This window comes from Acinetobacter shaoyimingii (assembly GCF_011578045.1).
In the GTDB taxonomy this organism is placed as follows: Bacteria; Pseudomonadota; Gammaproteobacteria; order Pseudomonadales; family Moraxellaceae; genus Acinetobacter; species Acinetobacter shaoyimingii.
This window is the reverse complement of record NZ_CP049801.1, coordinates 1659856-1673280: the sequence shown is the minus strand read 5'-3', so window position 1 is coordinate 1673280 and position 13425 is coordinate 1659856. Positions and strand designations below refer to the sequence as shown.

Annotated in this window: 10 protein-coding genes; 3 read left to right on the top strand and 7 right to left on the bottom strand. The window is 35.9% G+C overall.

Annotated features, from left to right (window positions below):
- Window positions 1-16: 16 nt before the first annotated feature.
- The 7 genes from G8E00_RS07485 to G8E00_RS07455 all read right to left on the bottom strand — a co-directional run bounded on the left by G8E00_RS07485 (window position 17) and on the right by G8E00_RS07455 (window position 10953).
- The gene (locus G8E00_RS07485) at window positions 17-2956 is read right to left on the bottom strand and encodes an insulinase family protein (protein WP_166223258.1); all 2940 of its coding nucleotides are present in this window, start codon (window positions 2954-2956) and stop codon (window positions 17-19) included.
- 455 nt (window positions 2957-3411) lie between these two features.
- On the bottom strand, window positions 3412-3705 hold the full coding sequence (locus G8E00_RS07480) for a hypothetical protein (RefSeq protein WP_166223255.1): 294 nt from the start codon (window positions 3703-3705) through the stop codon (window positions 3412-3414).
- Between the two features lie 870 nt (window positions 3706-4575).
- Window positions 4576-5598, bottom strand: coding sequence for a fimbrial protein (locus tag G8E00_RS07475; protein ID WP_166223251.1), 1023 nt, complete (start codon window positions 5596-5598; stop codon window positions 4576-4578).
- Entirely contained in the window at window positions 5595-8195 is a 2601-nt protein-coding gene (locus G8E00_RS07470; protein WP_166223247.1) for a fimbria/pilus outer membrane usher protein, read from the bottom strand. The genes G8E00_RS07475 and G8E00_RS07470 overlap by 4 nt, the downstream gene beginning before the upstream one ends.
- Before the next feature lie 66 nt (window positions 8196-8261).
- The gene (locus G8E00_RS07465; RefSeq protein ID WP_166223244.1) at window positions 8262-8999 is read right to left on the bottom strand and encodes a fimbrial biogenesis chaperone; all 738 of its coding nucleotides are present in this window, start codon (window positions 8997-8999) and stop codon (window positions 8262-8264) included.
- Between the two features lie 80 nt (window positions 9000-9079).
- Entirely contained in the window at window positions 9080-9613 is a 534-nt protein-coding gene (locus G8E00_RS07460; RefSeq protein ID WP_166012335.1) for a fimbrial protein, read from the bottom strand.
- An 887-nt stretch (window positions 9614-10500) separates the two neighbouring features.
- Window positions 10501-10953, bottom strand: coding sequence for a GNAT family N-acetyltransferase (locus G8E00_RS07455; protein WP_166012334.1), 453 nt, complete (start codon window positions 10951-10953; stop codon window positions 10501-10503).
- Between the two features lie 122 nt (window positions 10954-11075).
- Between G8E00_RS07455 and G8E00_RS07450 the strand changes: the two genes are divergently transcribed.
- Genes G8E00_RS07450 through G8E00_RS07440 form a run of 3 tightly spaced genes read left to right on the top strand, consistent with a single transcriptional unit; the run spans window position 11076 to window position 13061 of the window.
- Window positions 11076-12080 (top strand): adenosine kinase, encoded by a 1005-nt coding sequence (locus G8E00_RS07450; RefSeq protein ID WP_166223241.1) that lies wholly within the window; start codon window positions 11076-11078, stop codon window positions 12078-12080.
- Window positions 12081-12096: 16 nt separating this feature from the next.
- Window positions 12097-12414: a Rieske (2Fe-2S) protein gene (locus G8E00_RS07445; RefSeq protein WP_171522305.1), complete on the top strand. Its 318-nt coding sequence runs from the start codon at window positions 12097-12099 to the stop codon at window positions 12412-12414.
- 32 nt (window positions 12415-12446) lie between these two features.
- Window positions 12447-13061, top strand: a complete 615-nt coding sequence (locus G8E00_RS07440) for an OB-fold-containig protein (protein WP_166012331.1) — start codon at window positions 12447-12449, stop codon at window positions 13059-13061.
- Window positions 13062-13425: the final 364 nt, after the last annotated feature.

Below are 13425 nucleotides of genomic sequence, written 5' to 3'. Positions count from 1 at the left end.
TCTCCCGAAGGTTTTTTTAATTCACTTGTTTTATTCCAAATCCGAGTTGTTCAAGTATTTCTTTTTTTGCAACAGGAGCAACTACGGCTTTGCTTGGCTTTTGCTCTATTAAATACGTTTTTGCAACACGTTTCAAATCCTCAAGCGTCACTTTAAGTAAACGTTCACGTAAAGTTTTTCTAAATGTTGGATTACGACCATGCAATAACGCATAACATGCTGTGATTGCTTCACCTGCTGGAGAACCTGGTTTGTCCATGCTTGACACCAAACCTAAAATCGCTTCTTCAAGTTGATGCGGCTGTTGTTCAACTTCAAGTAACCACTCTAAACTTGCTTCAAAGTCTTTAAATGTTTCAGCTAAACGCGGATCACGGTAACTATAGAAACGGAACGAACATGCGTTGCCATCATAAGTAGCACCACCACCGTATGCACCACCTTTTTCACGAATCGCACTGTGCAAGAAACCATTTCTTAAGTAGCCTGCAAGTACCATGAGTGGTGCAGCATCTGGATGTGAAACCGCCACAGCAGGATAAGCAGATGCGCAGAACTGAACATTGGCTTGAATCAACCATGCTTCATCTTCTGTAGTGGTGTCAAATTCAACTGTTTTTAACGTTGAAGGTGTCTGACCAATGGCCAATTTATCCCAAACATTTTGGACTTCTTCAACAAGACGTTCAGAATGATGTTCTTCACATACCAGTAAGAATTGTTTTGGTGCATTTAAAAGCATGTGATGAATGGCTTTAAGCTGAGCAATTAAATCATCATAAGCTGCATCATCTTTTTCAATGTTTGCAACCAGCTGACTTAACCAGTTCAATGCACCTAAACCCGTTGTGTTGTAATCACGTTGAGCTAGCGCACTGGTGTTTCTTGAAGCAACTTGCATTGCATAACTGTGACCAGAACCCGATAAACGTGAAGCCCAACGTGTTTTACGTTGTTGTAAAAGCTCGATGATGCGATCTTTTTCATCAAAGCGAAGCTGTTCAAATGCCAATTTAAGCAATTGGATGGTGTCTAGCTTATCTGCTAATGATTTTGTGGTCAGTGTTAACCAACCTGAAATACGACCTTTATCATCAACATGACTACGCAAAGATGCCCCCATACCCAAACCACCACTTACCGCAGTTTGAAGTTGTTGCAACTCCAAATAACCATATTCACCCGCACCCACTTCGCCCATCAAAATAGACAAGAGATTAAAATAAGGTGATTGAATAATGTCATCCGGAATTTGGATCAACACTTGTTGATAATAAATACCGTTGGTGCCTGCATGATACAAATTCAACGGCGTATCCAAACCATTTGAAATAATTTCACGAAGCTGACCTTGAACGATCGCTAACTCAGCAGGAATATCCTCCAAGCCAACTTTTGGTAAAAGATCTAAATTATCTGGAGTCGCTTGGCGTTCATTCAGCGCTTCAGTTTGGCGAATAATCTCTAAACGATCTTCTTCTGTTAAGTTGGCACCAATATGGGCTAAACGTTGTTTTTCCTCTTCCGCCTCTTTGGCAGATTTGGTTGCATCGGGTACAAGGGTCATTTGTACACGATGTGGATTATCAATTAAATGCGTTTTGATCAGATTTGAAATCCACATTGGATCTTTCAGCTCAATTTTCACTTGCTCAATTGCAGCGTCTACATCCCATACTTGGATCGGATCATTATGATGAATTGCACTGCCCAGACCATTTAAAATCAGGCTTAAACCATACGGCGTGCCATCTCCACCAATTTCGCGTTGATGCAATTCAATTTGATGCAAAATTGCATCAATTAATGCAGGGTCAACAGGCTTTGATGCAACATCATTTAAAACTGTTAATACGCCATTTTTAAATGTTTCAGCATGTTCTGGGTTAGAACCTTGAATACCACAATAGAAAGTCATTTCAAAGTTTGAATCGTCCAAGCCCATAATTGGACCTGTAGATTGTGCATAACCACAAGTTTCTAAATAATGACGAAGGGGCGAAGCAGAATCTTCCAACAAAATTCCTTCTGCCAAACGCATCCCTAAACGTAGCTTAATGTCACTCGATTCAGGCAATAACCAAGACAAAATATGATAAGTCTTGTCTTTTAAATCTTCAGCATCAACCGCATAGGTTTCTGTTACTTCTTTGGGTGCAGTTAATCGCTCTTCTGCAACAGAATAGATGGTTTGACCTTTTTCAAATTTTGACAATGCTAACGTTTCAAACTGCTCTTGAAGTTCATAAGCAGATTGGTTACCAAAAGTCATAAAAATCGCATTACTTGGATGATAATGCGATTTATAAAAATCGACCAACTCTTCATAGCTTAAGTCAGGGATATCTTTAGGATCACCACCAGAATTATAGTGATATGTGGTTTTCGGGAATAAATGATGCGCCAATTGATGATAAAGCTGATCTGAAGGTGAGCTCATCGCCCCTTTCATTTCGTTAAACACCACACCTTTATAGACAGGTTCACCATTTTCCAACTCAATACGAATCCCTTCTTGAGCAAAATCAAGCGGATTTAAATTGGCAGCAAAGGCAGCATCTAAATAAACAGACAGTAAATTTTGGAAATCTTTTTTATTTTGAGTCGCAAAAGGATACGCCGTCCAATCTGCTGCAGTGAAAGCATTCATAAAGGTATTGAGTGAACGACGAATCATTAAAAAGAATGGATCACGTACTGGGAATTTTTCAGAACCACATAAAGCTGTGTGTTCTAAAATATGAGCTTCACCCTTTGAATCCATTGGTTGAGTTCGAAAAGCAACCAAAAAGACGTTTTCATCATGTTCAGTTGCCAAATGATAATGCACAGCATTGGTCACTTTATGACGATATTCAGTCACCTGAATATCTAATGCAGCTACATGATGTTGACGTACCAACTGAAACGCAGGATGGATGGTTTGGGAAATGGTTTCAGTAACATCTACTGTCATGTGAGCTCCTACATATAAATTTTTTAACATAAATCTATTATACCGATTGTTTAGCACAATTCATCTGCAAATCGGCTGAGAAGCACTTTTATCCGAGTATTTTTATCAAGATTGGTTTTTTGGGGAATAATCGTGTTTTTTGGTCATTATAATGCAGGAAATTGACTGCTAATTTACATAAGTTAACAATATGTAGCTTAAATTAAAGTTTGTTTTAAATATCAAAAAATGACAATCATTAAGACTTAAAATATATAAAATAAAATAGCGTTTAATCAGATAAATGATTTTTCTAAGAAATTTTAAAAGGATTATAAAAGCGTTTTAATTATAATTTAAGATGCGTGATTAAGGTTTCAAAACAAGAGTGAAATAGAGACCCACTTCACTCTTGTTTATAATAAAACCGAACTACTTAAAACACTTTAAGTTTTTCAACTTAAACCTGTATAAGATTAATTATAATTCACCACCACAACTTTATGTTCTTTATTATCAATATCTTGTATTGATAATTTTGCAGCGCGTTGTGTATTACCATTCACTAATTGAGTAAGTTTTAAACTACTTTCTGTATTCTTTAAACGATTTACCAAGCCTGCAACATCTTTGCAATCTTTATCTAATGAATCTTGTGAGCAACTAAATTCAGCAATATTTCCATGGAATGTGATCTCTTCTGCATTTACAGAATGTGCAGCAAAACCAGTTAAAATTGCGATTAAAATAGTTTTAGATAAAGTTTTCATTACAACCCTCTCAGACATTTGAGCTATTAGTTTGGTTGCTCATAATTTACACCATTAACGTAAATTGACAATACCTTAACAATTAATTTACAAAAAATAATCAATGTTAAACGTGTTATAAATCACATAAAAAATGATCAATGTGTAGAACTAAACAAAACATTTTTTAATCGAAAAAATAATTTCACATTATTCAAACTCGGATATGATCAAAATTTGGCAGTCACGCTTGTTCTAAAAGTACGATGTTGTTTTTACATTTTTTGTTTTTTTGAATAAATTGCCCTTCAGCAGCTATTCCTAAATTTATTTTTTTATTTGTCCGAACTAAAATTTTTCCTGTCAGAATGATTCGCTCATTTAGATGAATCTCAACTATGTAATGGATTGTATCTAGTCAAGTCAAAAACAGTTTGCTATTTCAATACTACAAATAATCAATAAATACACTCCTAGCTCGGAAAATTGCATACAAGTTATTTATATACAGACCATTATGAACAGACAAGTTATTTTTAGCCTGTTGAAAATTGAATCATGGATTTATCAGTTGACTTGTAAAATGTAAACTTAAGTAAAATCAAACTACTTATTTTTTATTTATGTAAATTTTAGTAATTTTAATCAATTTTTGTAATTTTTATTATATGTAACAAGTTCTTTCTATTATCTCACATCATCTAGGCTTGCTCATCAAGCATGCATAGTGCTTGTTTTTCGTCTTCGTTTTTGAGTTTTCTATCCACAATATAGCTTTCATTGATCTTGTTAATTGCATGCCAAACAAAACACTAAAGCTTAATCTCTAAAAAATAGACCAAAAAAAAGCCCAATAATGATTATTGGGCTTTTCTAGAGCGTTGTTTTGTATTAGTCATAGTTGATCGTTACAGTTGAAACACTGGATACACGACCTGCCGATACGTTTTGTTCTGTTTGATAATAACGAGCCAACATTGGAACATTATATTCAATAGTTTGATTAGAGTTGACACTTCCAAGTGGGATCTTTTCACCTTTTACCACAATTCGATCTGAATTTTGATACTTAGACACCAACTGTACACCTACACCATTTGCTTTGGTTGCTGCAGGTGCTGCATTTTCAATCACGTTAGTGGTGTTAGGAACTAAATTATAATCAAACGATAAACTGATGTTGTTGTTTTCTATAACACTGGTGCTATTACCACCACCGTTACATAAGATATTGAGATTAAAGTCTCTTTCACCTTGTGTTGTTCCAACACCTCTAAAGTCAACTTTATTGACCGTAGGTAAATTAACAACCTGACTAATTTGACCACGAATTTCACATGAAGATGAAGCAATCGTGATGGCATTACCATACACACTACTGGTCAATAATGGTCGATCAGGTGATTTAGTCAAATAGTAACTACTATAACGCCCTGGTACCAAAGCTCCAGAACCTGTACTAGGTGCGATTTTAATAATTTCAACGATAAAATTACCATTACCTACATCGTATCGAGTATTACTTGCCAATGTACGCGTATATGGATAATAACCTGAGAAAGATGAACCGACTTCTGAGGTAACTTCACGATATAAACGAATACCAATACCTTCAATATTTGTGGTATAGATCGAATCACCGAGACCACTTAATGGATAATTTTGAACCAATGTGTTGGTTACCGTGTCAGGTGCGCCACGATCACAAACTACAGCATCACTGACTCGGTTCATTGGAAATACAGCTCTTCTTAAAACTGCACCTACGGCATCACTTGGTCTTACCACTACACGTCCCACGGCCATACTTACATCTTGAGGTGTAAAGTTGGATTGAGTACATACTGCATAGGCTTCCGAACTTAGCGCATAGCCTACAAGTAATAAAGTTCCGCTTAAGATTTTATATTTCATTGACATGTCGCTTCAGCCGTAATCATATTTTGCTTAGAATCAGAAACTTGACCAGAAACATCATATTGAATTTTGCATTGTTCAGTTTCCGCCTCACCCCATTTCACTACAACTGTATCCGCTAAAGTGTCTGTACGAAGATAGACCAAACTACCTTGAGCAACCATACCTACATACTCACCTTTAGAATCAAAGACTTGAGCAGCAAAAGGTAACGGTTTTCCATCGACACCATTAGAAGTGATATAAATTGCTTTACCAGATTTAGTTGCAAAGTCGACTTTCGTGATGGCCCCTGCATAAGGCGCAATACGTTGACTCGTACCATCTAATTCAACATCTGTAGACATTCCTTGAGGATCAAGCGTAATGTCATTTAAACGATATGGCGTCACATATGGAATAACTGCATAACCAGCTTTATTAATGGTTAAACCAGTTGTATTGTTGACTTTAGCACCAGCAGCTTCTGGAGCATGTACCAACACCATGGTTTGACCTTGATCAGGACCAAATAACAAGCCTTTGGAATGTGCCACAATATTACCGCGCGCAGTTACCATTGCCTGTTGATATTTATCCGCCAAACTATATGAACCACCTACTGTTGCGTAGTTACTACGGTACTGCGCATTCAAGTTCATACTTGGATTTTCACCATATTCATCACTGAATGAAGCACCATAGTTGAATCGATCACCCACAATTCCGCTCACACCCATGGTGATGTTGTCTTGCGTTGTAATTGAGTTGAAATTCACTGATGTTTTCTTAAATGTTAAAGGCAATGAAAGCGTTAACATATATTCAGTATCGTCATTACGACGGTTATAGCGATCATCGGTAACAACACGTTTAATTGCAGACAAACCATAGGTTAAGCCAGCATAACTGTTGCTATAACCAACTTGATATTGGCGTGTACTTTCATCACGGTTCCAATAATCCAGCCATGAACCCGTCGCATAAATATTACCCCAGCCCTGAGGTAATGACTGATTTAGCGTGACTTGGAATTCACTACGTTGTTGACCCACATATTCTGAGCTAATGCCTCTATTATCTAGATCACGCGTTAAAATGGCATCACGTAGTTTTAAGAAGTTTTCAGTTGAGTAGCGATAAGCGGCTAAGGTTAAATTGGTATTTGTTGGTGAAACCAATTTACTGTAGCTAATACGGTAACTTTGACCACTTTTGGTTTTACGACGGTCAAATTCAGCATTCGAATGTGTGACATCTAAAGCAAATGCACCAATTGGTGTTGCAAATGCAGCACCTGCAGTCACACCTACATATTTTTCAGCCGCTTGAACACCACCATAACCAGTCAAATAGTTATTGATACCGAGTTGATATTTACCTTGAACAATAAAAGGTGTTAAGTCGATGTCACGCTCACGGAATTCACCAATGGTTAATGCATAACGACTAATACCTGGTCGTAGCATTTGTACCACTGAAGAATATGGCACAGCATAACGTTGAACTTCACCTGTAGCTTCAATTACCGAAACTTCGAGTTCACCACCAAAGCCTGTAGGATATAAATCGTTGATTTCAAAACTACCAGGAGAAACAGTCGTTTGATAAATCAATTGACCTTGTTGGCGAACTTCAACTTTTGCATTGGTTTTTGCATTACCACGGATACGAGGTGCGTAACCCAACATACTGTTTGGTAGCATGCGGTCATCACTCGAGAAATCCACACCACGATAACCAAATGTATCAAAAACTTCACCATTGGTATAACTATCACCAATGGTTAAAACACCACGATATTTTGGAAATGCACGTTGCACATATGTACTGATCGACTCATAACTGTTTTCAGAGTCATTCTGTGCATCTTTATCACGCCACTGCCATTGACCGTTATGACGTAATTGCCAGCCAGCCAAATTCAGACCCGTATTTAAAGACATAAATGCATTGGTTTTTTCATTATTACCGTTAAAACGATCAAAAGTTTTGTATGCACTTGCGTTATAAGACAAGAATCCAGCATTAATTCCACGATTCCACACACTTGGATCTACATAACCTTGTGCATTTTTTTGCATGGATAATTGCGGGATAGAAATATCTAGACGTAATTTAGATGTATCAAACTCATAAAATGAATCTTCAACCCATTCATCAAGTCGGCGACAACCAATGACTTTATTTTCTTTATAATCGTTGATCGCATTAACTTTGACACCGTATTCAATTAACTGATCAGTATTGAAGCATGTAAATGCATTTTGATCTTTTTCAGTGGCTTTAAAAACAACTCTGCGTTTACCGAACCAATTACCATTGACATAAACATCAACATTATAGTCACCAGGCAGTACAGGGTTTCCGTATTTAAAACGGTCGATGTCAATTTTTTCAGCATCACCCATCAAGAAAGCAGGATCAAATGCTGCCTCTTTAGGTGCATTTTCTACAGCCGTTTTAGGTTTAGCGACTTTTAGCTCTTCTACATTTGAGAAATTTGTGTCATTCGCTTCAACCATCATTGGAACACTAAGCGTAATAACACCAAAAGCTAAATAGTAATTAACTCGTTTGATAATCCACTTATATTTTTGAATTTTTTTGTGCATAAGTTAGCCGCCTATTGACAAATGAATAGGTGTTTTATTCAATTAGTTTTGGGGTAAATTAAAAAATTATTGCAATTTAATATTGCTTACTACTCGACCGCCGTAGTCATTAATTGTTGTAAAGGTCATTTTGTCTAAATTTTTATGCTTCAATGTCACCGTCTCTTCTGAGTGGGGTTTTAACATTAAGCCTTCAGATAAAAGATCTACTTTTTTACCCGCATTGTCCTGAATAATTGAAGTGACCGTAATATAAAATGGTGTTGGATTTTTTATTTTTAATCCTGAACCCACATTCTTCCACTGAATTTTTTCAGGTGCTAAATTCACATCATCTTTGATTGTGCTAGGTCTATAAAAAAATTTAATACGTGAGCGAATAGCCAACTGTAAAAAGTTATCAGGAACAGCATCTTTTTCCTTTTCGGTTGCTGTAGGCTTTGGTGGAATATCTAAAACATTCAACCAAAATAAAGTTTCCTGTGTCTTACTCAATTCATTTGCTTTCGGCAAACTGGTAATACGTAAAGACTGCCCTTTTTTCGGATCTACACGAGAAATAGGTGGACTAATCATAAATGGTGCTTTTGATTGGTCTGGCGTAGATTTAGCATTGCCTTCATCAATCCATGCTTGTACCAACGCAGGATTATTACCATTATTACTCAGTTGTAATGTAATTTCTCTTGCGTCTGATGGATATATTGCGCGCGTACCATGAATAATAATTTCAGCATTAACAGCGCTAAAAGGTATTAAAGCGGCAATTAAACCTTTTTTAAAAATGGAAAGATTCAACGACATAGCATTTCTCTATACAACGTATTTTATTGGATCAAGAGAGCTAAGACACAGCATCTTAGCTCCACTAAACTCAATACAAATTATTGATAAATAATTGTATATTGAACTGAAGTTGAAACACGACCAGCTGTAGATGCATTAGTTGCATAGTATTCAGCATAGTAGTTTAGATCTGCGCTACCACCGTCAGTAACGTCAACCCATTGTGAATTATCTTGAGCACCAGTTGCACCAGCAGCACGTACAGGCAAGAATTGGTTGTTAGAACCTAACAATTGAACTTGTACGTTTGTTGCGCCACCAGCAACTTGGTTGTTTAAACGACCAGTGTTGAAATCAACTGTAGCACCTGGTTCGAAGTAAGTTGCTACTTTACCTTCTGAACAATTCGCTAAGTTAATAGTGAAAGGAGTACGACCAGCAACATCACCAGTTTGAGCTAAAGTTTGACGAGATACTGTTGGAAGCGTAACTGTAAAATCTTTACCTTGTGGAGTAACGATGTCACAAGTTTTGTCTGTTACTAAGCCATTGATTGTGATTGTGCCATCAGCTGCGAATGCACTTGATACGCCCAAAACCAGTAAAGAAGAAGCTAGAGTTATTTTATTCATCATAAATATCCGTAAAAAATTATTGTGCACCCTTGTTTGGGTATGAGAATCTTATCACGTTTTATTTACATTATGCGAATTCTGTCACAGTTTATGGGTGTTTTTGTTGACAATAAAATTTATTATTATTTTTCAAATATTTAATTAAATCGCTTGATAAATTACTTCGTTACATTTTGCAAAAAAAACCTTCAAAACGCCATTTTTTTTGTTTTCTTTAATCAAAATTAATATAAGTTTACATTGAATTACTTTTTAATTACATTAAACAACATTTGTATATTTGTTAAAATTTCTTAATCAAAATTATTATAATATTGTTTTATTAAAGATTTATTCGTAAAAAACACACTTATGTTGGTTTTTTGATTTGTAAGTTTTAATTCAAAATACACATAAAACATACATTATTATGTCTATCCATTTGTAAATTCGCGTTCGATTCTCGTGTTTTATTCATTCTTTTTATAATTTTTCATGTTTTATTTCTTCAAAAAAGCTGAATTTACTTGTTTAGTACAATTTTCCAACATTTGTTGGTTATTAGGTAGCAGATGAATAATGAAGTCTTTCTTTTAATTTAATATTCATGATGATTTACAATTTTTCGATTTGTAAAAATATAATCAATTAAACGCTGTTCAGCATTTTTTATTGAATTATTCGTTTAACTAAACGTAATTTAAAGTTCTCACAAACCTTATATTCATTAATGATAGTGCCACGATACTTACATTTTGCAATAAAACCACACATAGCAAGAGTTTTGCCAAAAGCACTGGGATTTGTGCAAAAACCCAGTGCTCAATAGTTGAAATGTATAATATGTGTATGTGAATAAAAGATCTGTATTAAAAACCGATCATAAATGCTCTACAATGTATTTTTTATTTAATCAAGTATTTGAAATAATTATAATTATCGTAATTTTCCACATGTACATAGTTCATTTTTTGATAAAAGTGCGCTGCGGACTGGGTATCCGTCTTTAAACATAATGCCGAGAAATCCTTTACTGCACGTTTTTCCAAATGCTGAAGTAATATTTTACCGATCCCCTTCTTTCTATATTTAGGCAATATATAGAAACGTCTCAAACGTCCAATTTTTCTTGGATCATCATCTTCAGCTTTTTGTTGATTGAGTCCTCCGCATCCAATCAGTTTTTGGTCATCATAAACCATCAATAAAAATTCACCATTCTGATCAAATTTGTTGACCCCATTTTCAAACTCTTCAATCATGCGATTGATAAAGAGGTAACCTTCAGACTGAGCTTTTTTCCCTAATGTGCGAATATCTTCTGGCAAATGCGTAACGTCTTGGATCTGAATATTCATATTATTCCCAGTTGTATGCAGTACTAATTAAGCAATCTTTGATACTGAATTTTATTCAATAATATATAGTAAACAATTAGATTGGTGTACACTTCTCTTTTTTATTTAATGTGATGAAAGCCATGGCTACAGTTGATCTTTTTGCAATTGGTAATGCACTGATTGATCAAGAATTTAAAGTTTCTGATGATTTTTTGACACTTCAAAATTTGCAAAAAGGTACAATGCAACTGACAGATGGTGAAACGCAATCTCAACTGTTTTCAAAGTTAAAAGAAACTCAAATATATAAAGGTCAAGCATCAGGTGGCTCAGCTGCAAATACCACTGTGGCTTTTAGCGCTTTAGGTGGTAAAGCTTTTTATGGCTGCCGTGTTGGTAACGATGACCTTGGTGCACTTTATTTACAAGGTTTAAACGATGCAGGTATTCAAACCTCAACACAGTCGATTAGCCAAGGTGTTACAGGCACATGTATGGTGTTGGTCAGCCCTGACTCTGAACGTACCATGCATACTTATTTAGGTATTACAGCTGAATTATCAAATACTGAAATTGATTTTTCATCATTACAAACAGCTCAATGGCTTTATATTGAAGGTTATTTATCGACAAGTGATACTGCACGTCAAGCAGTAAAGCAAGCGCGACAAATTGCCCGTGACAATGATGTTAAAATTGCGCTAACGTTATCTGATCCTGCGATGGTTCAATATGCACGTGCAGGTTTAGATGAAATGTTAGATGATGGCGTGGATCTATTGTTCTGTAATGAACAAGAAGCGCTGATGTACACCCAAACAGATTCGATTGAAGATGCATTGGACAAGCTAAAGTCGCTGAGCAAAACTATCGTCATCACACTCAGTGCAAATGGTGCATTGATTGCACATCATGATGAAATCTTCACTGTTCCTGGTCGTCGTGTTGTTGCTGTTGATACCAATGGCGCCGGCGATGCATTTGCGGGTGCTTTCCTTTATGCATTAAATGCAGGTAAAGATTTACAAACTGCAGCGAAATTGGCTATCTTAATTTCCAGCGAAGTGGTTTCAAAATTTGGTCCACGCTTAGAAAACACTGAATATGCAACTTTATTGAATTCATTCCAATTGGAAACTGCTTGATATGAAAAGAATTTGCATGATGGAAGATATTCCAGAACGTGAAGCTCGTTCATTTGAGACTGAGGATGGCGATACCATTTTCATTACTCAAAGAGATGGAGCATTTTTCGCTTATCAGAACTTATGCCCCCATTTGCAAGTTGAACTCGAATTTCTCGAAAATCAGTTTTTAGATCGAGATCAAGAGTTTATCGAATGCTCAACGCATGGTGCGCTCTTTGATGTCGAAACTGGACTCTGTATCTCAGGTCCTTGCCAAGGTGATTCACTTGAGAAAGTTCAAATTCAAGTGCATTCCGATGGTGGAATTTACTTAGAGACAGAACAAGAATAGTTTTGCGATAAAACTTAAATATTGAGATTGCCATGCTTGCATTTTTTTTAGAATACGATTTGATGCCTTTTCATTTGAGCGTATTACTTTTAATTTTGCTGAGCATGGCTGAAACTCTCGGCTATTATATTGGTTTAAGACCAAGTACCTTTTTTAAACGTACTACACCATCTTGGCTGATCAATACCCCCTTACTTCAAGTTAAATTTTCCAAAGTTTTAATTTTTGTCTTTCTATTGATCAATTTCAGTTCAGCAGGTTACCTGATTCAATTGAGTATCTTTGCTTCAAAAGGCAGTTTTGCTCCGTGGTACTATGTCATTTTACCTGCCTTCATCTTTGCTGTTTTCTTTACTGTTTTTATGATTCATTGCTTAGATCAAGTGATCAAGCCAAAATTCAAACAGACCCAGATTAATCTGGTAGGTCGATTAGCCACCATTTCAAGCGGTAATGCCCGTCCTGGATTTTCAGCAGAAGCACGTGTACGAGATGAGTTTGGCCAAATCCATTATGTGCAAGTTGAACCTGAATTTGGTGAACTTGAATTTAAATCTCAGATTTTACTTATTCGTTTTAAACAATCGCACTATATTGCAAAAAGAATCTCAGCCTCAAACCAGCTATTTACAGTGGATCAATTTTAATCAAAATTGTGCAATAGCGTTCTTCCAAAAATCAAAATATGAGCATTGACTCGTATTCGCAATAATCAATGAAATTTCCCCTCTCCTAGATCGTATCTACCTCAGCAAGATCGTTAGGATGAGAAGGACTATAATTTAAAATAATCTCTACCCAACCGGCTCCTTAAAGAAGATAAACTTTTGTCATGAATTTTAAATGGACAAATAACGTTTATTAAATTGGTCTAATGGTGAGGCTCTGTTGCTCTAATAGCTTTTTTTATGCTGCTTAGTATATTTGACCATCAGTAAAAGCCCCAGATGACATTTATCAGCTTCAAAATTGTTCAAAATGCTTTCGGATTTAAAGTCTGCAATAGAACAT

Bases quoted from the DNA above. Each gene is read 5' to 3' on its own strand.
- G8E00_RS07485 (WP_166223258.1), bottom strand. From the start codon at position 2,956: ATGACAGTAGATGTTACTGAAACCATTTCCCAAACCATCCATCCTGCG.
- G8E00_RS07480 (WP_166223255.1), bottom strand. From the start codon at position 3,705: ATGAAAACTTTATCTAAAACTATTTTAATCGCAATTTTAACTGGTTTT.
- G8E00_RS07475 (WP_166223251.1), bottom strand. From the start codon at position 5,598: ATGAAATATAAAATCTTAAGCGGAACTTTATTACTTGTAGGCTATGCG.
- G8E00_RS07470 (WP_166223247.1), bottom strand. From the start codon at position 8,195: ATGCACAAAAAAATTCAAAAATATAAGTGGATTATCAAACGAGTTAAT.
- G8E00_RS07465 (WP_166223244.1), bottom strand. From the start codon at position 8,999: ATGTCGTTGAATCTTTCCATTTTTAAAAAAGGTTTAATTGCCGCTTTA.
- G8E00_RS07460 (WP_166012335.1), bottom strand. From the start codon at position 9,613: ATGAATAAAATAACTCTAGCTTCTTCTTTACTGGTTTTGGGCGTATCA.
- G8E00_RS07455 (WP_166012334.1), bottom strand. From the start codon at position 10,953: ATGAATATTCAGATCCAAGACGTTACGCATTTGCCAGAAGATATTCGC.
- G8E00_RS07450 (WP_166223241.1), top strand. From the start codon at position 11,076: ATGGCTACAGTTGATCTTTTTGCAATTGGTAATGCACTGATTGATCAA.
- G8E00_RS07445 (WP_171522305.1), top strand. From the start codon at position 12,097: ATGATGGAAGATATTCCAGAACGTGAAGCTCGTTCATTTGAGACTGAG.
- G8E00_RS07440 (WP_166012331.1), top strand. From the start codon at position 12,447: ATGCTTGCATTTTTTTTAGAATACGATTTGATGCCTTTTCATTTGAGC.